This window comes from Streptomyces sp. NPDC051662 (genome assembly GCF_040681655.1).
Taxonomy (GTDB): domain Bacteria; phylum Actinomycetota; class Actinomycetes; order Streptomycetales; family Streptomycetaceae; genus Streptomyces.
Genome location: NZ_JBFAZD010000020.1, coordinates 46282 through 65363 on the forward strand (window position 1 = coordinate 46282; position 19082 = coordinate 65363).

Consider the following 19082-nt stretch of genomic DNA (forward strand, 5'->3'; position numbering starts at 1 on the left):
ACCGTGTGAAGGTTCAGCCTCGATCTTCGTGACGGTCCGTCGGTTCTCGGGCCGGTGGAACGGCCGCCCCCTCGTCGCCGAACGCATCCTCGCCGCCCGTACCCCCATCAGCCTCGCCGTCCAGCCGGCCCCCGGACGCCGCCGCCAGACCGTGTGGTCCCCACGTGGTCCCCAGAGCGACAGAAAAGGCGGTACCGGATTTCTCCGATACCGCCTGCGACCTGCGTAAACGCTGGTCGGGACGACAGGATTTGAACCTGCGACCCACCCGGGGCCACCAGCACGAGCGCCCGACAACGCCGCCGCGCAGTCGTTCAACGCCGGCCTGAACAGGGAGATACGGGGAGTGCCTCGCATGCGGCCCGCCACGAGGCGGGGATGCCCGCCGTGCCGACCCGCGAGGCCACGATCCCGCCGACGATCGCGCAGGTGGTGTCCACGTCCCCGCCGACCGACGCGCACGCCCACAGTGCCGCCTCGAAGTCGTCGAGGTGTTGGGCGGCGCACCACAGGGCGAACGGCACGGTGTCCACCGCGCTCACTTGCCGTCCGTTGCCCAGCCGGTACGCCGCGTACTCGGCATGCGGTTGTCCCAGCAGCTGACGTGCCTCGGCCACACCCGAGCGAACCCTTCCCCGCGGGGTCAGTTCCTCCACCGTGGCGAGCAACTGGGCTCCGCTCACCGGCCGTACGGTCCCACGAGCCGCGTACGCGGCTGCCACCGCGACCGCGACGGCCCCGGCGACCGCCTCCGGATGGGTGTGTGTCACCCGCGCCGACCGCCCGGCCTGGGCCGCCGCCTCCTCGGGATCCACGGCGAACCAGGCCCCCAAGGGCGCCACGCGCATCGCGGCCCCGTTGCCCCACGACCCCTGGCCGTCGAACAGTCCCGTGGCCAGCTCAGCCCATCGTCCGCCCTCGCGGACCAGGCGCAGCAGCCTGTTCATCGCCGGACCGTAGCCGCGGTCGAAGTCGTGCCTGCGGGCGAAGCCCTGTGCCAGGTCGTACTGGTCCACGCTGCCGCGGCTGCGCAGTACGTCGAAGACCGAGCAGGCCATCTCGGTGTCGTCCGTCCACGGCCACTCGGCGGGCGGCAGCCGGCGCTCCCGGAGACATGGGAGATTGTCGGGCACGAAGAACTGGGCACCGAAGGCGTCACCCACCGCCAGCCCGCGGAGTGCGTCGCGCGCGGCCGAACGGTGGTCGAAGAAGCGGAAGTCGGAAAGGTCGAGGGAGGGGAGGTGAGTGGGCATCGCCTCCATCGTGCCAACCGGACCCCCACATCGCCACGGCATTGCCCGCCGGGATGTGTCACACGTCGCAACTCCCTCAGGGCTTCCTGCGGCCGGCCGACATGGTCGAGAACGTAGTTGCCGGCGACGGCATCGAACTCGTCGTCGACGAACGGCAAACAGGGCAGAGCGGCAAGCTGCACGGCAGCTTGCGGAGCCGCCGGCGCGGCCCATCTCGCGTGAGCGAAGCCGCCTCACCCCGGCGGGTGATGACCGCTGTGCACTTCACCAGGGCACGACGCCGGCGTCCTCGAAGAACTGGCCGGTGGGGCCGTGGTTGGGCAGGGTCGCGAGTTTGATGGCGATCGCCGCGCCCTGTTCGGGGGTGCGCACGCCGCGGAAGCCATTGAGGTCGGTCGCGACGTAGCCGGGGCAGCCGGCGTTGATCAGGATGTTCGTGCCGCTCAGCTCCCGGGCGTACTGGAGGGTGACGGCGTTCAGGAAGCTCTTCGACGGCGCGTACGCCACGGCCACCGGGCCCGTCGTCTGCTCAGGGGCGGTTCCCGACTGCCGGGTGAGGGAGCCGACGCTGCTGGACATGTTCACGATCCGTGGCGAGGCGGAGCGGCGCAGCAGCGGCATCATCGCGTTGGTGACGCGGATGACGCCGATCACGTTCGTCTCCACGACCGCCCGAATGGTGGCGGGATCGACCCGGGTGGGCTCCTGTGGCATGCCGCCGGTGATGGCGGCGTTGTTGACGAGCACGTCGAGACGCCCGGCTCGTTCCTCGATCAGCCGCGCGGCGGCGGTGGCGCTCGCGTCGTCGGTCACGTCCAGTGGCACGCCGAACGCGTCGATGCCGGCCGCGCGCAGTCTCTCCACCGCGGCCTCACGGCGCCCATCGTCGCGAGCGCCGACGCCGACGCTCCAGCCGAGGGCGCCCAGGCCCGTGGCGATCTCGTAGCCGATTCCCTTGTTCGCGCCGGTGACCAGCGCAATCGTTCGTTCGCTCATGGGAACCATGCTGCTCTCGGACCCCGGCGGCGGTCCAAGACCGATCGGGTGGCAGCGATACCGTCAGGGTATTGATCCGGAGTACGGTGGCGGCATGGAGACCCGGGAACTGCGATATTTCGTCGCTGTCGCTGAGGAGCTGCACTTCGGGCGCGCCGCGCAGCGGCTCGGGATCGCGCAGCCGCCTCTGTCACGGACGATCCAGCAGCTCGAACGCCGGCTCGGGGCAGCACTGCTGGATCGGACCAGCCGCACCGTCACGCTGACCGAGGCCGGCTCGGTGCTGTTGGCCGAGGGCCGGGCGGCCCTCGACGCGGTCGACGCCGCCGAGCGCCGGACCCGCCGCGCAGCCCCTTCCGTGACCGGCCGGCCCGGCCTGGCCCTGGTCGCGAAAGCCAGCGCCTCCCGCGAACTGCTGGCCAGACTGCTCGACGCGTACGCCGCCGAACCCGACGCAGTCCCCGTCGAGGTCATCCTGTGCGGCCCGGCCGAGCAGCAACAACTCCTGCGCGAAGGCCGGGCCGACGTGGCGCTGCTGCACCGGCCGTTCGACTCGACAGCCGGGTTCCACACCGAAGAGCTCAGCACGGAGGGCCAGGTTGTGGTCCTGCCGGCCTGGCATCCGCTCACCGCCCGGGCCCATGTGCACATGGCCGACATCTCCGCCCTGCCGGGCCTGCCCCTGCCGCGCTGGCCCGGCCCCGACGGCACCTACCCGCCCGGCCCCGGCCCACAAGTCCGCGGCCACGCACAGTTGCTGCAGCTCGTCGCGCTCGGCCGCGCGTGCGCGGTCTCACCGGAGTCGTGCCGAGCCCAGCTGCACGGTGACCTCGCCGCCGTGCCCGTGCTGGACGCGCCGGCAGTCACCACCGTCATCGCCTGGCCCCCGCACAGCCGGTCCAGAACCGTCGCCGACCTTGTCCGGACTGCGACACGTCTCTAAGGCCTGTCTCTTCGATCAAGAGAAGACCGCGTACACGGACAGTCCGGTTTGACCTCATTACCGGCTGGGCTACTTTCGATACGCAACCGTAGCGTAGCGAAAGTAGGAGGTCTCTTAGGTGAGCGCGTCGAGTGGCTCGCGAGCCGGCGGACTGGACAAGCAGTCCGCCATGGGCCGGCCTCGCGACACGAGCCGTGACGTGGCGATCCTCGACACGACGCTGTCCCTGCTGACCGAATTGGGTTATGAGCAGCTGTCCATGGAAGCGGTCGCAGGCCGCTCCGGAGCGGCGAAGACGACGATCTACCGCCGCTACCGCGACAAGGCTGCCCTCGTCGCCGCCGCGGTCGAGCACCGCTCGCACGCGACGCCGCCCGAGCCCGCCGCGGACGACCTTCGCGCGAACCTGCTTGCGCTCGTCGCCTGGCTGGCGCAACAGATCGCCGAGCAGGAGATCGGGCTGCTCGGGGCGCTGTTCGCCGGTATGCGCAGCGACTCAAGGCTCGCCGAGGAGATGCGCCGCATTCTGCGCCGCGACGAGGCCGCGATGACCGACCAGCCGCTGCGCGATGCGATCGGGCAGGGCGAAGAGCTGGCGCCCCGGGCCGCCGAGATCTTCGCCGAGGTCGCCCCGGCCGTGATCGTGCACCGCGTCGTCGTCGCCGGCGAGCGGTGCGACGAACGCTTCGTCGAGCACCTCGTCGACGACATCCTCCTGCCGCTCCTGCGCGGCCACTGAGACAAGCCGGCACGCGCCGAACGCGTAGCGGGCGCGAAACGAACACCATCATGATCGTTGTCACTGGTGCGACTGGCGCCCTGAACGGCGCCACCGTCGAACACCTCCTCCAGCGCGTCCCCGCCGAGCAGATCGGGGTCAGCGTCCGTGACGTCGCCAAGGCACAGCACTTCGCCAACCGCGGGGTACGGGTACGCCAGGGCTCCTACGAGGACCCGGCCGCGCTGCGCCACTCCTTCGAGGGCGCCGAGCAGGTCCTGCTCGTCTCCTCCAACGATCCGCACGCCGACGCGGTCGCCCTGCACCGCGTCGGCATCGAGGCCGCCGTCGCAGCGGGAGCCCCGCGCATCCTCGACAGCGGCACCATCGCGCGTTCGACACCCGTACCCGCGGATCACGACAAAGAAAGCAACCACCTGTGGATCGGCCCGGACAACCGAACCCTGTTGCTGATCCGCTCCGGATGGGGGGACACCAACAACACAAAAGCTCTGTTCGCCTACAACCCGGCAACCGGCGCAACACGTACCGTCGTGGCCGCGGTGGCCGACGTGGCTCAGATCTCGATCTCCGGTGACCGGACGGCAGCCGTGGTGTGCCGCCGGTCGGAATCCGGCGAGACAGCCGTGAGCCTCATCCGGATCTCCGACGGTACCCAGCAAGGAGAGCCGTACAACGAACAGAACAAGGACTTCAAGCCGGACCAGTGCTACGTCGATGCAGTCAGCACGACGGGCAGCCAAGTAGGGATCCGGCACCTCAACACCCTGAGTGTGGTGGACCTAGTCCACAACAAGGTACTCTCCCGCACCCCGTCGCCGCCGGCCTCCACATCGGGTCAGTTGGTGTCCGCCGCCGGGAAGCTCTCTCACGTCACCTGGGAGGACTCGCTGATCACCTACACCGAACTCCCGCCCGGCGGTGACAGACTCTCCGTCGGCCAGCAGCGGCTCACCGACGACGGAACCCGCACGATCAGTGTTCTCACCGACGGGTCCGCCATACAGCTGCGGCCCGCCACCGGAGACAACAGCGTCCTCCTCGCCGAGGCGCAGCGCCGCGAGCCCTACTGGATACCAGGAGACGCAGACCAGCTTCGGCTGAACAGCGACGGGAGCCTGCTCGCCAGCCAGGAGGGACGGAACGTGATCTCCGTCCGTGAGGTCTCCACCCTGCGGCAAGTAGCCGTCATCACCGCCGCCGAACCTCCTCCACTGGCCACGATCACGCCGTCGATCCTGGGGCCTGCAGTACCGGCCGGGGACGCCGGGAAGTGGGACTTCCACTACTACTTCGACGCCAGCGGAAACGTACTCACCGTGTCAGGGACCGTGGTCCAGCAATGGGATTCGCACACGGGCCGAGAACTCGCACACTTCGACGCGAAGGCCCTGCAGCCCAAAGACGCGCCCGAGGGGCGTCCACACATCTCAATAGGCACCTATCCGGCCCCGAACAAGGTGAACGTGATCACCTGGGGCGACCCTAGTGTCCGCATCGTCGACATCACCACAGGTGCTGTCACAGAAACAGTGAGGACCACCGAAGACATCCTCGCCGTGCAGTTCGACCCCAGCGGCCGATACTTCGGGTTGATGCGCCGCGGAGCAATCGTCGAGCTGTGGCGGCGTGACCCGCTCCGTAAGGAACTCGGCCCGCTGCGCAGCACCGCCGAGGATCTGGTCACCCCGACTGTCACGCAGTTCATCGACCGGAACGGCCGTTTCCTGATCGCCGCCAACAACGCCGTACGGACCTACCGCGTCGGGGACCGCGCCCCGCAGGACTCCTTCGAATTCGGTGAACCGCCCGGCAGGACTTCGAACCGTTCGTACTCGTTCATGGATATCTCGAAGGACGGCAGCACAGTGATCTACGCTGACCCCTCCGGAGCGGGCGGCGTCCTCCGGCTCGACCCGCAGATGTGGCAGCGCGACCTGTGCAAGATCATCGGCTACCGGCAGTTCACTGATGACGAGCGGGCCAGCCTTCCGGCGCGCGTCCCAGCGCAGCCCCTTTGCGCCGAGCGTTAGGCATGTTCAGCAAGATCGGCATGCCCGAGGGAACGCGTCGCCGCTCGAACAACTCGGCCGGCTCCGTGTGCCCCAGACAGCAACCTCGCCGGTGGGGCGGGAAGAACCTGAGTCAGGTGACATCGGGTGAAGGCTGCCTGAACACGATCGCCCAGCGCGGCGCGGACGGTGTGTGGAGGCTTATGCCCGACCCACGCTCCCACGTGCCGACCTGGACCGAGCCGTGTGGACGTTCCAGCATGTCGAACAACCAGAACACTCAGTCCATGAGCCTGTTCCCGACCTGGCGTAAGAACAACCGATTTCTCGAAGGAGACAACTACTGGCTCGACGCCAATCGCTCCTGAGCGAGCAAGTTGACGTCGTATCAATTCCATTCCCCCAGCGTAGCGGAGGGAATGGAACAGGGGCCCGGTCCCCATGACTGGGCCCCTGCGCCGTGGCCACACCAAGTTCGGTGCGAGATCGAGCCCCCTGGCTCGCTGTCCGACCCGTTTACTAGGGTTTCGGTCATGAACGACGGAATTGATTGGCTGGACGCCGAATTGGGCGCGGATGGCTATTCCCTCACCATGGTGAAGGGCATCGCCCCCGAGGTCCTCGCGGCGAATCTGGGCGCGCAATCAGGCACATTCATAGATCCGGACACCACCCCCGGGGCACTGGAATTCTTCCACGGACCCGGGTCGTCGAAGCTGCCGGACTGGGCGATGGTGGGTGAGACGGGCGACGGCTGGGCGTTCGCCCTGGAGGCGCCCGAGGTCGGTCACCGGGACGACCGGCTGGCTCCCGGAAGAGACCTCAGGGCCCATCACACGGTGGTGGACATCCTGAACACCACCATGGACCCGCCGGCCGTCACGGCGAGCGTGGATGGGCGGACCGACTGGATGCTTCGGGAGTACGGCACCAGGGACATCGACCATCCGATCAGCCGACGATTGGTCGCGGAGGCCGGTTTCTCCGCATACCCCCACGGCGTCTACCGGGATGACGCGTCCGAAGACACCGGGATGGCGACCGTTTACCGGATCATGGGTCAGCACTACGGGCTGTCTCTGCCCCGAGCCTCCGTGACCGGAAGACGCCTGCCGCACGTGTTCACTGAGCCCAGGGTGCTTCTTCACCCGGAGGCGCGGTGCCCAGCCTGTGGTGAGGAGCGGATGCTGCCCCACGGGGATGGCTTCCGAGGGCCCGAGGACTATCGACTGGTCTGTATCTACTACCAGGTTCGCGATGTGCCGCGTTACCCCTCGCAGGGATGTCCGGGTGAGATCTCCGGGCCCGCGCTGTCCAGGGTCGTACGCGCGGAGCCCAACCCAAAGTATGAGAATCTTCGCCTCCCCGGCATTTCCTGAGGCTTCCTCGCATCTTCAGGCCGCGCAGGCGGGTATCGCACCACATACGGCCACCATGTCGCCGGCCGAATACGGCACCACCACCATGGACCTCGCTCTGCACGGCCCGGAACTCAAAACCCTCGATCCCTACCTCGCCGACTGGCACCGACGCGTGGTCCCCACCCTCGGGCATTTCCCCGTCCGGACGATCACCAACGGTGCCATCGACCGCACCGTCCACGGCTGGATCGCCGACGAACAGAGCCGGTCCACCGTCAAGAACAGCCCCGCCATCCTCGTCCGCGTCATGGAACAGGCCATCCGCGACGGGCTGATCACCATCAACCCCGCCCGGATCACCGGCCGGCAGCGCGAGTACAAACAGGCAGAAGACGAACTCGACAACCCCCGCGCACTCGCCCGGCCCGACTGGCCCACCCTGCTCCGCCTCGCCCAAGCACTCATCGACCGCTCCCACGACCACTACCAGGGAAGGGAGCGAAGTCGTCGTCTTCGCCGGCGCGACCGCCGCCCGCATCAACGAAGTCTCCGGGGTACGCGTCGCCGACATCGACAACCACACCTGGATCTGGACCCTCCGCCGCCAGACCACCCCCGCACCCCGGCGGACTCACCGACAAGAACACCAAAGGCAAACCAAAGCCGACCATGCCCTCACCACCCACCTCAACCCCGCCCGCACCCCCATCAGCCTCGCCGTCCAGCCCGCCCCCGGACCCCGCCGCTGGACCGAGTGGTCCCCACGTGGTCCCCAGGCGTGCCTGTCTCGTCGGGCTCCCACACCGCCAGCGCGGTCGGCGGCCACGAGAGGGCGGACGAGTTCGGCCATCGCCGCGGCAGCGGTCTTCACAAGCGGCTGGAGCACATCGCGCATGGCGCGGATCGGGCCGGTCGCTTCGGTAAGAACGGCGTGCGACTGGTGCAGCTTCACGAGTTTCCGCCACATGGTCAGGGGGCCGGTTCGGAAGGCCCTCACTCGCGCAAGATCCCCCAGCCCTGATCACCGTCACCCCTCCGTGGACACCCCGTCACGAGTGGTAGAGCACCCGCACGACCATCGTGTCGCCGGGCAGGCCGTCCAGGCAGGCGTTGAACATCCGCTTGTAGTCGGGGCCGCCGCCCTCCACCCACCGCCCGTCGAGGGTGAGCAGGGCGGGGGTGGGCAGCACGGCGGCCACATGACGGGTCACGTAGGTTTCCAGGTCCTCTTCCATGTGGAAAGCGGGGTCGGAGGTGAACCGTTCCTCCAGAGCGGGGTCGGCCCCGATCGCCTGGATCAGGGGCTGTTCACGAAAGGCCGCGACGGCCGCCTCCCTGGCGTGCTCCGGCTCCAGGGTCCTGGCCCGCTCCTCAAAGTGGTGGAAAGGCAGCACGGGCGGGTAGCGGTCAGCGAAGGCACGGTACGCCGTCCAGGTGCCGGCCGCCCGGCGGGCCTCGGCGGCGCGGGGCGTGTCGAGGTCGAGGATGCCGCGCGGGCCGCCGTGGCAGCTGGGCGGCGGCAGGACCTCGGGAGGGGTGGTCCAGTCGTCGTATCGCACGAGCCGGGGGTCGTCCTCGTGGCCGGGCAGTACGTCGAAGAGACAGCCCGCCCCGGAGACGAACCAGTAGCTCCACTCGCCCACCCAGTCCGGGTGAGGGCGGTCCTCACGGTCGTACCAGAAGGGGGCCATGGCCTGCCCGATCGCCTGCTTCAGCCCGTCGGGGCCGACGGGCGGCAGGCAGACGGTGATGCGCTCTTTGCCCATGTTGTCCCGTCGTATGGTGCGGTCCGTGCTCACATCGCGGTAGCGCGGTGCGCGGCCACATTGACAGGCGCGCCGGTCAGGCGGTCGGCGGGGGCGACGACGCAGCCGCGTTCCAATGTCTTCCAGCCTTCCCAGATGAAGGCGAGGTCGCCGAGGGCGCCGTGCCGTTCATCAGCTTACCGCCGCAGGTTCCGTTTCCCGCTCAGCTTCCGCGAGGTAGAGGTCTGATGCTGGAGCGCGGTGTGACCATCTCCTACGAAACGGTCCGCCGCTGGTGCCCGAAGTTCGGTCAGCAGTACGCCAACGCGCTGCACTGCCAGCATCCCCGGCCTGGGGACCAGTGGCATCTGGATGAGGTCTTCAACAAGATCAACGGGAAGCAGAAGTACCTGTGTTGCTGGGTGGCTCGGAACGCCGTGCGCGAACAGTGCTCGCCATCGAAATCCGTGAGGACACCGCCTCGGGCTACCCCGAGAGTCCGAAGAACAAGCTGCACGGTGCGAGCGAGACCCCTGCTACGGTCGCTCTCGCCTACGCCACCGAAGCCATCGGCGGGCCGGAGCTGCGGAATCCCCGAAACGCTATCCTGTCCCGCGAACAGCGCTTCCTGGTTCCGCTCATCGCGCGGGGCTTGACTGCCGCGCAGATGGTGACCGAGCTGACGCCGAAGCCGAAGGTCGACACAGTCCGCGGGGACTGCCACGAACTCATGGTGAACCTTCAGGCTCTCCACCAGCGCACCTGGTCACCCGCGCCTGAGAGTACGAGCCCTGACTGCGGTGCAGATGATCACATGGTTGCGTTGAGCCATGCGTTAGGCCGCCATTTCCTGTCGCATGCGGTCGAGCGCTTGGCCGGCCGTGCTGCGTACTGCGGGAAGCCGGTCACCGTCGGTCCACACTATCCTTTGCAGTTGGTGCGGCAGACGCTGAACTACAGCCTCAGCCATCGCGGTGTTCAGGGCTTCGGCAGCCCCACCCGGGTCGTCCGCGAGGAGCCGAACGTGGGCGACCGTAACCAGTTCGATCACCCGCCATTGCGGTGCGACCGTCGTTGTCAAGTCAGGCCCGTCCTCGACAAGCCGTATGGCGAGATCTGCGCCGCCTCGTGCTGACGAGGCCGCGCAGGCGGATCTCGTGCAGGGCGTAGGGATTGAACAGCGATGTGTGGGCTGCCCTTTGGATCAGGTCGTCTGCTTCCCGCATCACGCTGTCGAAGAGACCAGCGTCGCCAAGTTCACCCGCGGCTCGCGCAAAAAGGGGCAGCACCGCCGCACGGGCTTCTGGGTTCGGTGCCAGGGCTGCGGCGTGGCGCAACCGGTCCACCGCGGCTCCCGTGATGCGTGCCTTGCGCAGTTCGTTTCCGCGCATCCGCAGGACGTAGCTACTGAAGGCGGGATCGTCGAAGTTGGCGGTGATGCTGAGGCTCATGGCGGTCCAGTGGGCGGCGGTGGCCAGCCGCTCCTCGGGAAGGACGTTGCCGAGCGCGACACCGAGTCCGACCCGGGCGTGAGCGAGCAGACGCAGGACGTCGCTCTCGGCGTGTCCGTCTTCCAGTCGGGCTTCGAGCCGGGCTTCGAGCCGGGCGACCAGCGGCCACAGTTCGGCGACGGCTTCGACAGCGTGTCCGCTCTGGCGGGCGATCTCGGCGAGGCGGACCGTGGACTGTCCGAACTGGATCATCGCCCGGTGATCGGTGTCGGCCGGATCGGTGACGCCCAGGACGTGGGGCGGCAGGCGTAGTTGTTCGGCGACGCGGCGCAGTGAGCCGATGTCGGCCAGGGTCTTCTTCCGGAGTTCGAGGGCCGAGATGTAGGTCTTGTCGTAGCCGAGCAGGGTGCCCAGTTCGGTCTGGTTGAGTCCGTGGACGGCGCGGTGGAAGCGCAGGATCGCGCCGAGGTCGCCGCTGTCCAGGACGGTTCGGGCCTGCGGAGTAGCCCAGTGCCACACCGCGTGTTGGGCCGAAGGACGGGATACCGGCTGGACCATGACCGCTACATCCGCCCGTACCAGGTGGCGATGGACTGCTTGTAGCCGTCGGGCATGGTGAGCCCGGGGACCTCCTCGGCGGTGAACAGGCCGCTCTGCTGGTGCTCGTGGCTTACCACCGGGTCCGCTTCGGGCGTGAGGACCGTGCAACCGTAGGTGATGATTCAGCAGCCCGCTGTCTGTGAGACGCACTGCCACAGGACACGGGAAAATGCCCTCGTCCAGCGGCCGGTGTCACGGTCACGGAATGTCGAGCAGGACCTTCCCGACGACACCCTGTTCGAGCGCGGCGTGGGCGTCGGCAATGTGCTCCAGCGCGTAGCGGTGCAGCGGCAGTCCGGCTTCCTCGCCCACACGCAGTGCCCCCGCGCTTACGGCCGCCGCGACGTCGGTGAGCGCCTGCTGCTTCGCCGCAGGCGGCACGGTGTAGACGAAGACGCTCTGCCAGCGCAGGTTCGCCGCCAGTGAGGTGAGCACCGGGACGGACAGCCGCTCGCTCTCGCCGCCCGAGTAGTAGGCCACCACGGCCCCTTGGGCGGCCACCGCGATGTCGAGAGCGGCGTTGGCGCCCGGTGCTACCTCCACTACGATGTCGACGCCCTTGGGGGCGAAGGCCAGGATCTCCGCGACCGCGTCCTGCGTGCGGTAGTCGACGGTCCGGTGGGCGCCGGCCGCGCGGGCCAGCGCGGCCTTGGCGGGGCTGCTGACCGTGGTGATCACACGCGCTCCGGCCCAACGGGCCAGTTGGACGGCCGCGTTGCCGACGGCGCCGGCGCCGCCCGCCACCAGCACGGTGGTGCCGCGCAGGGTGCCGGGCGCGATACGACCCGGTCCGCCGTCATGCACCGTCAGTGCGCGATGGGCGGTCAGGGCCGGGACGCCCAGGGCCGCGCCGAGTTCGAACGGAGCGTGGTCGGGCAGGGCAACAGCGTGCCGGTCGGGGACGAGCGTGTACTGCTGTGCCGTCCCCCAGGGCCGCTCCCACGCGGCCTCCCAGATCCACACCCGCTGTCCGATCCGTGACGGGTCGACCTGCGAACCGACGGCATCGATCACCCCGGCGCCGTCCTGGTGGGGCACCTGCTCGTCCATGCCCCGCGGCAGTGCACGTCTGCGGCTGCGCCAGTCGGTCGGGTTGACGCCCGAGATGTGCACACGGACCCGTACCTCGCCCGGGCCGGGCTCGGGCACCGGACGCTCGACGAGCTGGAGAACCTCGGGTCCGCCGGCAGCCGTCCGGACGACGCACTTCATCTCTCACCCTTTATTCGCTCGCCCCTGGGAACAGTCGGCCGGCATCCGGGAGGATGCCACTCTGTATGGGACACCCTCCAAACCCCCTTATGGAGCGAGATATTCCGGGAGTCTCGCGAACACTGAGCGTTTTCAGCGTTGCCTCTCCAGGATGAGGACAGCTTTGGCAATGACGATACGGTTGGGGCGGATGCGGGATCTGCGGAAGATCTGCCAGGATTTCAGCCGTGCCATACCGCGTTCGACCGGTGCCCTCGCCGCGGCCAGGGCCCGGTTGACGGTGCGCTGGGTGAGTGGCAGTTCACCGCCCCGTGGGCGTTTGAGTCCGGTGGTCACCCAGGGGCGGCCGCCCTGGTAGGCGCGGTCGGCGAGGATCGGGACGCCCAGGCGTTCGCAGATCCGGATGATGCAGTGGGTACGGGCCGCTGTCAGATCGTGAGTGCGGCCCGGCAGCACGGGCGAGATCCACAGCACCTCGCCAGCGGGATCCGTGACGACCTGCACGTTCACGCCGTGACGGCGATGCTCGGCCGAGTAGTCCGCCCGGCTGTCGCTGACGCGGTCGCACTCGGCGAGAGTGCCGTCCAGCAGGACGAACTCCGGATCACGCTCGCGCAGAGTCTTGAGCAGGCCCGGGGCCCGTTCGGCGAACAGATCGGCCACGGCGGTGATATACGCGTGGACGGTGCCGACGGATACCCCGAAGCCGGACGCGATCCGGGTGAGGGTGTCGTGGCGGTGAAGGTACACCAGGGCAACGAGCGCGCGCTGGTGCGGCGGGGGTTTGCACCGCCGGTCACCCTCGCGGGTGACGATGAGCATCGTGACCCACTCGACCAGGGCATGCGGAAGGTCGAGTGCGGCAGGATAGGGGACCAACAAGGCTCCTCTGCCGCTGGGTTGGGACTTCGAACACGTCCTCCAACGGCACGGGAGCCCTGTCCGTTGCGGCCTTCCGGTCGATGCTGTCAGTCTCGTCCAATCAGTGGCCTCGTTGAGAACGCTCAGTGATCACCTAACCGAATACGGGCCCGGGGCCCACCCGCGGAGAGCAACCGTCGGGAGACCCGAATCGAAAGGCCACGCGATGTTCGCGCGTACCCATTCACCTTCCTAAAGTGACGTGACGAGCCCAACATGGAAGGCTCCGATGGCCGCGTTCCCGACGGGTAACCAGGCGAGGATGTCCTTGGTCGTCCTGCTCTTGGGTGGTCACAACCGACCGGTGCGCACGATCACCTGTCTGGCGAAGTCAAGCATCTGGTCAAGGTCGGGGAACGGTGCGAAGGCGTCCACGAACGCCTCGTCCGCACCGGATTCCGCGAAGCGCTTGAGCTTGTCGGCCAGCGAATCAACGGACGTGCCCGGCTCGAGGTTGATACGTATGGCCTTCTTCAGTGCGTCGGGATCGCGGCCAGCCTCCTGCGCCGCCTGGCGCGCGAGCGACCACAATCGGTCGGCGACCTCGTCCGGCAGGAAATCGATCCCGAGCCAGCCGGTGGCGCTGCGGCCGACCCGGCGCATCGCGGCCTCGCTGGTGCCGCCGATCCAGATGGGCGGTCCCCCTGCTTGCACCGGTCGCAGGTCGGCGTGGACCGGCGGCAGCGAGAAAAACTCGCTGTCCCAGGAAACCGGGTTGGTCGTCCACCACTCGTGCAGGAACGCCAGCAAGTCATCGAGCATCCGCCCGCGCCGGTGCCAGTCCGCGCTGCGGGAGATGTCGTGCTCGTCCTTCATCCACCCGAGTCCCACGCCGACTTCGAGACGGCCGTCGCTGAGCACGTCGAGTGTGGTCAGCACCCGGGCCAGGTGCGGTGGCTCCCAGTAGAAGGTGCTGAGCGTGCTGGCATTCAGCCGCACCCGGCTGGTCGCCGTCGCGGCGACGGTCCACAGCAGCACCGGGTCGAGGTAACGCTTCATCTGCGGCGGGTATGGCTGCTCTTTGCCCGGATAGATGCTGTGCATATCGACCGGCTGGACCAGGCGATCGCCGACCCACAGCGTGTCGTAGCCAAGGTCCTCGATCCCGCGGCAGAACGTGCTCAGGCCAGCTGCGCTACTGATAGCGGGCCCGATTATGGGAAGTGTGAAACCAAGCTTCATCGCGAGCCCCTTCGGTGTTCCGTCAACCGTCTGGTCAGACGGGAAACTCGGCGATGCCGAGGGCGAAGTCCAGGTTCCCCACCCCATGGTTGGCGAGGCCCACCGTGACCACGCCCGCTCCCTCCAGCCAGTGCGCCATCTTCAGGCCGCCGACGTCCAGCGGGCGCATCCCGAGGCTCTCGATGAACGCCTCCACACTCGCCTTGGCCTGCGCATCATCGCCGGCGAGGAAGACGTCGGGTCGGCCCTTCTCCAGGACGTGGCGGAAGACAGTGTTGAACGCCTTCACCACGCTGGCGCTAGCAGGGACCGCTTTGGCGACTTCCTGCGCGATCGAGGTCTCCTCGCGGTGGGCCAGCCCGTCGAAGGTGGAGTTGAAGGGGTTGCTGATGTCGACGATGACCTTGCCTGCGAGAGCGTCGCCGTACTGGGCGATGGTCGGCACGACGCCGTCATACAGCAGGGCCACGATGACGATGTCCCCGGCCGGGGCGGTGCCCCACTCGCCTGTCGTGGTGCCGCCGCCAAGATCCCGGGCCAGGTCGGTGGCCTTGGGCTGATCGCGGCCCATGACCTCGACGGTGTTGCCGCCCGTTATCGCCCGTGCGCCGATGGTGCGGGCCATGTTGCCGGTGCCGATGATGCTGATGCTGCTCATGAGATGTCCTGCCCTGGTTGCGTGTGGTTCGGTTCAGATGGCGGTGGTGCCACCGTCGGCGACGAGTTCCATGCCGTTGACGTAGCTGGAGTCGTCGGAGGCGAGGAAGAGGGCGGCGGTGGCGATTTCGTCGGGGCGGCCCATCTGGCCGCGGGGGATGAGGGACTCGAACTGGCGCTTGGTGGCCTCGTCGAAGAGTTCTTCCTGCTTGGCGGTGGCGACCTGGCCGGGGGTCAGGACGTTGACGCGGATGCGGCGGTCCTTGAGCTCGTTGAGCCAGATACGGGCCCATGCCTGCTGGACGGCCTTGCTGCCGGCGTAGACGCTCCAGCCGGGGAAGGCGCCGAGGGAGGCGTTGGAGCCGGTCATGAGGATGGAGCCGCCGTCGTTGAAGAGCGGGAGGGCCTTCTGGACGGTGAACAGGGTGCCGCGGGCGTTGAGCCCGAACCAGGTGTCGAACTGGGCCTCGGTGATCTCGCCGAGCGGGGCGGGCTCGCCTCCTCCGGCGCTGGCCCACAGCACGTCGAGGCTTCCCTTCTCCCGCTTGACGGTGTCGTACAGGCGGTCCAGGTCGTCCAGGTCGGCGGCGTCGCCCTGGACGCCGGTGACGTTGCGGCCGATTTGCTTCACGGCCTCGTCCAGGGCGTCCTGGCGGCGGCCGGTGATGAAGACGTGAGCTCCCTCGTCGACGAACAGCTTCGCGCCGGCCAGCGCCATGCCGGTGGTGCCGCCGGTGATGACCGCGACCTTGCCGTCGAGCTTTCCCATAGTCATTCCCTTGAGTCGGTGGTGCCGTATGTACCTGGGGCGACAGCATTAAGTACACCGCCCTGTGTACTTACGGTACGGGGCGAGCGGCTCGTACGCAACTATGTACACCGGCCGTTACCTAGCTGCGGTACGATGGGCCCATGACGGAGTTGGAGAAGGGCCCCACGGGCCGCCGCCTCGGCCGGGGCGCCCGCGAACGCATCCTCAGCGCGGCCCAGCAGCTGTTCCGCGAGCAGGGCATCAACCGCACCGGCATGAACGAGCTCTGCGCGGCCGCCGAGGTGTCCAAGCGCACGGCCTACCAGCACTTCACCGGCAAGGACGAACTCGTCGCGGAGTACCTACGCCGGTTCGACCCCTCCGTTCTGTCGGGCGTGTTCGACCGCACCGACCTCACACCCCGCGAACGGCTCCTCGCCGCCTTCGACATCCCCCCCACCACCCCCCTGTGCCCCTACATCGGCGCCGCCGTCGAACTCCACGACCCCCAGCACCCCGCATCCCGGTACGCGAGCGACTACAAGAAGGCCGTCGCCGCGCGGCTCGCCGACACCGCCCGCGAAGCCGGCGCGGCCGACCCCGAGCAGCTCGGCGAGCAGCTCGCGCTGCTCATCGATGGCGCCGCGGCCCGCACCCGGGTCCTCAATGCCGATGCCTTCCCCACCGCCGCCGCCATCGCCGCCGTCCTCATCGACAACGCTCTCCCCGCCACTGCGGGCCACGACCGCCGACGGGAGGAAGTGTCGAGTTGACCTGGCACTCCGGCAGGGCTGAACTCGTTGCCGGCCGGATAGATGCTGGCCCAGCACGCTGCCGTAGTGGCTGAACAGCCTCCGCGTTCTGCCGGACAGCTCAATGGCGCTGGGGGCTTGTCCGTTGCGGACTCACCCTCACGATGGCGGTGACCCGGTTGGTGCTACAGCGGAGTTTCCGCGGGAGGCGCCGGCCCTTCAGGGCGGCCTTGGCTTGCTCGCCGAGGCGCCGGATCCTGGCGTGGGTGCTGTTGTGCCGACGTTGCCGCAGCTTGAGACGCCGGCTGCGGAAGGGCACCCGTATGGTGCCGCCGGCGCCTTGATACGCCTTGTCCGCCCAGCACTTCACCTCCGCGTCGCGGGGGCGTAGTCACCGGCAGCACCCATGTCGTGGCGAGCGCCCGGAACGGTGAGTGAGGCCGACAGCAGCCGACCTGCCGCATCGGCGATGACCTACCACGCCGAGCCCGGCTCGTCGGACATGGCGACGCCGACCCGGCTGAGAGCTACCGCGGAGCCACACACCGACCGGTGACCGGTCGATGCGTCGCCGCCACGAGTTCCGGTGCCCGCCACCGCACGTCGGCGTAGGCGTCGGCCACGGTCTGCTTGTGAAGGGCGATGTTCTTGCGGTCGTGGGGCGCTAGCTGTGCGGCCCGGAAGGTGAAGATCGCGAGCAGAGCGGTCCGCGAGGGGTGGACGACCAGCATCCGGTTCGGCACGGTCAGCATCGTCATCTCACTCGGGTCCTCGATGGCGTCGGGTTCCAGCGGGACGGTCGCACCGTACAGGCCCAGGTCGCTCACGAACTGCCGCTCGGGCCCGAATACCAGGCGCCGTACGGTGGAGTGCATCCCGTCGGCACCGACTACCAAGTCGAAGCGCCGCGGCGCGGACCGCCGGAAGGTGACGTCGACCCCACCTCCGTCCTGGTCGAGAGCGGTGACCGTGTCGTCGAACAAGAACTCGGCCTCGGTCCGCGCCGACCGGTGGAGCGCCTCGGACAGGTCGGCTCGGGTCACTTCGACCGTCGGCGCCTCGTCGGAGGTGAGCGGGAGTTGCAGGATTCGCCTGCCGTCGGGGTCGAGCAGGGTCAGTGACCGGTTGCGGGTGGCGAGCCCGCGGAGCTGCGGGAGGATGCCCATGCGCTGGGCGACCGGGATGGCGGGCCCCTTCACCGTTCGTCCTGCCCCGATTCGGCCGTACCCAGTGCCCTTGGTAGAAGCCGTGCGGGAGGCCGGGGAAGCCGTCCTGTCTTCCGGCGCCGAAGGCATCAGCTGTACCCGCGAGGCCGAGGTGCCTACGGGCGAGCCGGACCTGCGGCATCGGCTACACAGAGGACGAGGAGGACGGCGGGGCCGAGAAGCTTTACCTGGCCGCGCACGCCTCCCTGCCCCGGTCCATCCATCCAGCCGTCGGCCGACGATCTGGGCGCCTACATGGGCGCGTACCCGACGACACCTGTCCCGGAAGGGGCATCGAGCACACCTTCACTCCCGTTGAAGGACTCGGCGAGGGGCGTTGTCCGCGCTGGAGCCGATCGCTTTCATGGACTGCCGGACGCCGGCTCGTCGGCAGGCATCGGCGAACGCCCGGCTCGTGTACTGGTGCCGCAGGCGGGAGCGTCCTTGTCTTCGCGCCCATGAACGAGGATTCCCCGTGCCAAGTCCCGCCGAAGGGCGCCGTTCGGCCCTCGCGTCAGACTGGCCAGTTTCCGGGTTGCGATGACGGCCGTAGCGGAACGGGCTCGGGAAGAGGAGTCGCCGCCGCCGGTGACAGGCCGTCGAGGATGAGGGAGAGGTAGCGGCGCCAGCCCTCGCTGGCCGGGTCCATGGTCCACAGCAGACTGAAGAGCATGGCCATGATTCTGGGCAGGTCGTCCGGTACGAGGTCGGCGCGGATGCGTCCGGCCTCCTGGGCGCGCCGGGTGAGAAGGGTCATCGACGCGTAGTACGGGTCGATGACGTCCGAGATGACGGCGCCGGCCCTTCTCGCGGCGGCCACGGTGTTGTGCTCGCGGGCGGCCAGCGACATGGAGGCGTCGATGACGGAGTCGAGTGCGCGTAGCGGGTCGTCATCGAGGAGTGCCTGTTCGATGGCGGGAGCGATGCACTCGGCGATGCCCTGCTCCAAGGCGGCCTTCACGAGGACAGCCTTGTTGGGAAAGCGCCGGAAGAGCGTTCTGATGCCGACTCCGGCGTGCTGGGCGATCTCGTCCAGTTGTGCGTCGGGGCCGCTCTCGGCGAAGACCTCGCGGGCGGAGCGCAGGATCCGCTCGGCGTTGCGGGCTGCGTCGGTCCGCAGGAGTCGCTCGGAATCGGTGGCCACGAGGACAGAGTAACAAATGGACAGTTGACTGCCACTTGCATGAGGGGCATCATGGAAGTGGCAGGCACCTGCCAGTTAGTGCCCCACGTCGGCTCGCGGATGATCCGGTGAGTGGCGAACACGGAGCACTGTGCGCGGTCCATGACGCGCGTAGTGCC

The 19082-nt window shown here is 68.5% G+C and carries 18 protein-coding genes and 3 pseudogenes; 9 read left to right on the top strand and 12 right to left on the bottom strand.

All coding sequences use genetic code 11. From position 1 onward, the window contains the following. Window positions 1–314: 314 nt before the first annotated feature. The 3 genes and pseudogenes from AB0M67_RS28825 to AB0M67_RS28835 all read right to left on the bottom strand — a co-directional run bounded on the left by AB0M67_RS28825 (window position 315) and on the right by AB0M67_RS28835 (window position 2249). On the bottom strand, window positions 315–1253 hold the full coding sequence (locus tag AB0M67_RS28825) for an ADP-ribosylglycohydrolase family protein (protein ID WP_365750123.1): 939 nt from the start codon (window positions 1251–1253) through the stop codon (window positions 315–317). A 98-nt stretch (window positions 1254–1351) separates the two neighbouring features. Then, window positions 1352–1435, bottom strand: a pseudogene (locus AB0M67_RS28830) (SAM-dependent methyltransferase); the annotation flags it as partial. Window positions 1436–1517: 82 nt separating this feature from the next. Next, window positions 1518–2249 (bottom strand): SDR family NAD(P)-dependent oxidoreductase, encoded by a 732-nt coding sequence (locus AB0M67_RS28835; protein WP_365750125.1) that lies wholly within the window; start codon window positions 2247–2249, stop codon window positions 1518–1520. 94 nt (window positions 2250–2343) lie between these two features. On the opposite strand from AB0M67_RS28835, the gene AB0M67_RS28840 reads away from it, so the two are divergent. From AB0M67_RS28840 to AB0M67_RS28865, 6 genes and pseudogenes are all read left to right on the top strand, one after another. After that, a complete protein-coding gene (locus AB0M67_RS28840; protein WP_365750127.1) occupies window positions 2344–3192 on the top strand; it encodes a LysR family transcriptional regulator in 849 nt (282 codons plus the stop codon). A gap of 118 nt (window positions 3193–3310) precedes the next feature. Further along, window positions 3311–3931 (top strand): TetR/AcrR family transcriptional regulator, encoded by a 621-nt coding sequence (locus AB0M67_RS28845; protein ID WP_365750130.1) that lies wholly within the window; start codon window positions 3311–3313, stop codon window positions 3929–3931. 50 nt (window positions 3932–3981) lie between these two features. Further along, window positions 3982–4512, top strand: a pseudogene (locus AB0M67_RS28850) (NAD(P)H-binding protein); the annotation flags it as partial. Between the two features lie 1454 nt (window positions 4513–5966). Beyond that, window positions 5967–6311, top strand: coding sequence for a hypothetical protein (locus AB0M67_RS28855; RefSeq protein ID WP_365750132.1), 345 nt, complete (start codon window positions 5967–5969; stop codon window positions 6309–6311). A gap of 225 nt (window positions 6312–6536) precedes the next feature. Continuing rightward, window positions 6537–7322, top strand: a complete 786-nt coding sequence (locus AB0M67_RS28860; RefSeq protein WP_365750307.1) for a hypothetical protein — start codon at window positions 6537–6539, stop codon at window positions 7320–7322. Next, window positions 7291–8325: a hypothetical protein gene (locus AB0M67_RS28865; protein WP_365750134.1), complete on the top strand. Its 1035-nt coding sequence runs from the start codon at window positions 7291–7293 to the stop codon at window positions 8323–8325. The genes AB0M67_RS28860 and AB0M67_RS28865 overlap by 32 nt, the downstream gene beginning before the upstream one ends. A 28-nt stretch (window positions 8326–8353) precedes the next feature. Here the strand turns inward: AB0M67_RS28865 and AB0M67_RS28870 are convergent, their stop codons facing one another. After that, window positions 8354–9070, bottom strand: a complete 717-nt coding sequence (locus AB0M67_RS28870) for a hypothetical protein (RefSeq protein WP_365750136.1) — start codon at window positions 9068–9070, stop codon at window positions 8354–8356. A 135-nt stretch (window positions 9071–9205) separates the two neighbouring features. Here AB0M67_RS28870 and AB0M67_RS28875 point away from each other — a divergent pair. Both AB0M67_RS28875 and AB0M67_RS28880 read left to right on the top strand, forming a co-directional pair. After that, a pseudogene (locus AB0M67_RS28875) lies at window positions 9206–9462 on the top strand (IS6 family transposase); the annotation flags it as partial. A gap of 35 nt (window positions 9463–9497) precedes the next feature. Then, the gene (locus AB0M67_RS28880; RefSeq protein WP_365750321.1) at window positions 9498–10184 is read left to right on the top strand and encodes a hypothetical protein; all 687 of its coding nucleotides are present in this window, start codon (window positions 9498–9500) and stop codon (window positions 10182–10184) included. On the opposite strand, the gene AB0M67_RS28885 is transcribed toward AB0M67_RS28880, so the two are convergent. From AB0M67_RS28885 to AB0M67_RS28910, 6 genes are all read right to left on the bottom strand, one after another. Then, window positions 10132–11058, bottom strand: a complete 927-nt coding sequence (locus AB0M67_RS28885; RefSeq protein ID WP_365750138.1) for a helix-turn-helix transcriptional regulator — start codon at window positions 11056–11058, stop codon at window positions 10132–10134. The two genes, AB0M67_RS28880 and AB0M67_RS28885, sit on opposite strands and share 53 nt — an antisense overlap. Window positions 11059–11298: 240 nt before the next feature. After that, window positions 11299–12312 carry an NADPH:quinone reductase gene (locus AB0M67_RS28890; protein WP_365750140.1) on the bottom strand — a complete coding sequence of 338 codons (1014 nt, stop codon included), beginning with the start codon at window positions 12310–12312 and terminating at the stop codon, window positions 11299–11301. A 132-nt stretch (window positions 12313–12444) separates the two neighbouring features. After that, on the bottom strand, window positions 12445–13191 hold the full coding sequence (locus AB0M67_RS28895) for a transposase family protein (protein ID WP_365750142.1): 747 nt from the start codon (window positions 13189–13191) through the stop codon (window positions 12445–12447). Between the two features lie 333 nt (window positions 13192–13524). Beyond that, a complete protein-coding gene (locus AB0M67_RS28900; protein ID WP_365750144.1) occupies window positions 13525–14415 on the bottom strand; it encodes a TIGR03619 family F420-dependent LLM class oxidoreductase in 891 nt (296 codons plus the stop codon). Between the two features lie 34 nt (window positions 14416–14449). Next, entirely contained in the window at window positions 14450–15073 is a 624-nt protein-coding gene (locus AB0M67_RS28905) for an NAD(P)-binding domain-containing protein (RefSeq protein ID WP_365750146.1), read from the bottom strand. Window positions 15074–15106: 33 nt separating this feature from the next. After that, complete coding sequence (locus AB0M67_RS28910) at window positions 15107–15841, bottom strand: SDR family oxidoreductase (RefSeq protein WP_037738440.1); 735 nt, start codon at window positions 15839–15841, stop codon at window positions 15107–15109. Window positions 15842–15984: 143 nt separating this feature from the next. Here AB0M67_RS28910 and AB0M67_RS28915 point away from each other — a divergent pair, with 143 nt between their 5' ends. Beyond that, window positions 15985–16596: a helix-turn-helix domain-containing protein gene (locus tag AB0M67_RS28915; RefSeq protein WP_365750149.1), complete on the top strand. Its 612-nt coding sequence runs from the start codon at window positions 15985–15987 to the stop codon at window positions 16594–16596. Window positions 16597–17102: 506 nt separating this feature from the next. On the opposite strand, the gene AB0M67_RS28920 is transcribed toward AB0M67_RS28915, so the two are convergent. Next, window positions 17103–17774, bottom strand: coding sequence for an FAD-dependent monooxygenase (locus tag AB0M67_RS28920; RefSeq protein ID WP_365750151.1), 672 nt, complete (start codon window positions 17772–17774; stop codon window positions 17103–17105). A 520-nt stretch (window positions 17775–18294) separates the two neighbouring features. Then, on the bottom strand, window positions 18295–18924 hold the full coding sequence (locus AB0M67_RS28925; RefSeq protein WP_365750153.1) for a helix-turn-helix domain-containing protein: 630 nt from the start codon (window positions 18922–18924) through the stop codon (window positions 18295–18297). Window positions 18925–19082: the final 158 nt, after the last annotated feature.

Excerpts from the sequence above, each read along its gene's own strand:
- AB0M67_RS28825 (WP_365750123.1), bottom strand. The coding sequence starts at position 1,253 with ATGCCCACTCACCTCCCCTCCCTCGACCTTTCCGACTTCCGCTTCTTC.
- AB0M67_RS28835 (WP_365750125.1), bottom strand. The coding sequence starts at position 2,249 with ATGAGCGAACGAACGATTGCGCTGGTCACCGGCGCGAACAAGGGAATC.
- AB0M67_RS28840 (WP_365750127.1), top strand. The coding sequence starts at position 2,344 with ATGGAGACCCGGGAACTGCGATATTTCGTCGCTGTCGCTGAGGAGCTG.
- AB0M67_RS28855 (WP_365750132.1), top strand. The coding sequence starts at position 5,967 with ATGTTCAGCAAGATCGGCATGCCCGAGGGAACGCGTCGCCGCTCGAAC.
- AB0M67_RS28860 (WP_365750307.1), top strand. The coding sequence starts at position 6,537 with ATGGTGAAGGGCATCGCCCCCGAGGTCCTCGCGGCGAATCTGGGCGCG.
- AB0M67_RS28865 (WP_365750134.1), top strand. The coding sequence starts at position 7,291 with ATGAGAATCTTCGCCTCCCCGGCATTTCCTGAGGCTTCCTCGCATCTT.
- AB0M67_RS28870 (WP_365750136.1), bottom strand. The coding sequence starts at position 9,070 with ATGGGCAAAGAGCGCATCACCGTCTGCCTGCCGCCCGTCGGCCCCGAC.
- AB0M67_RS28885 (WP_365750138.1), bottom strand. The coding sequence starts at position 11,058 with ATGGTCCAGCCGGTATCCCGTCCTTCGGCCCAACACGCGGTGTGGCAC.
- AB0M67_RS28890 (WP_365750140.1), bottom strand. The coding sequence starts at position 12,312 with ATGAAGTGCGTCGTCCGGACGGCTGCCGGCGGACCCGAGGTTCTCCAG.
- AB0M67_RS28900 (WP_365750144.1), bottom strand. The coding sequence starts at position 14,415 with ATGAAGCTTGGTTTCACACTTCCCATAATCGGGCCCGCTATCAGTAGC.
- AB0M67_RS28905 (WP_365750146.1), bottom strand. The coding sequence starts at position 15,073 with ATGAGCAGCATCAGCATCATCGGCACCGGCAACATGGCCCGCACCATC.
- AB0M67_RS28910 (WP_037738440.1), bottom strand. The coding sequence starts at position 15,841 with ATGGGAAAGCTCGACGGCAAGGTCGCGGTCATCACCGGCGGCACCACC.
- AB0M67_RS28915 (WP_365750149.1), top strand. The coding sequence starts at position 15,985 with ATGACGGAGTTGGAGAAGGGCCCCACGGGCCGCCGCCTCGGCCGGGGC.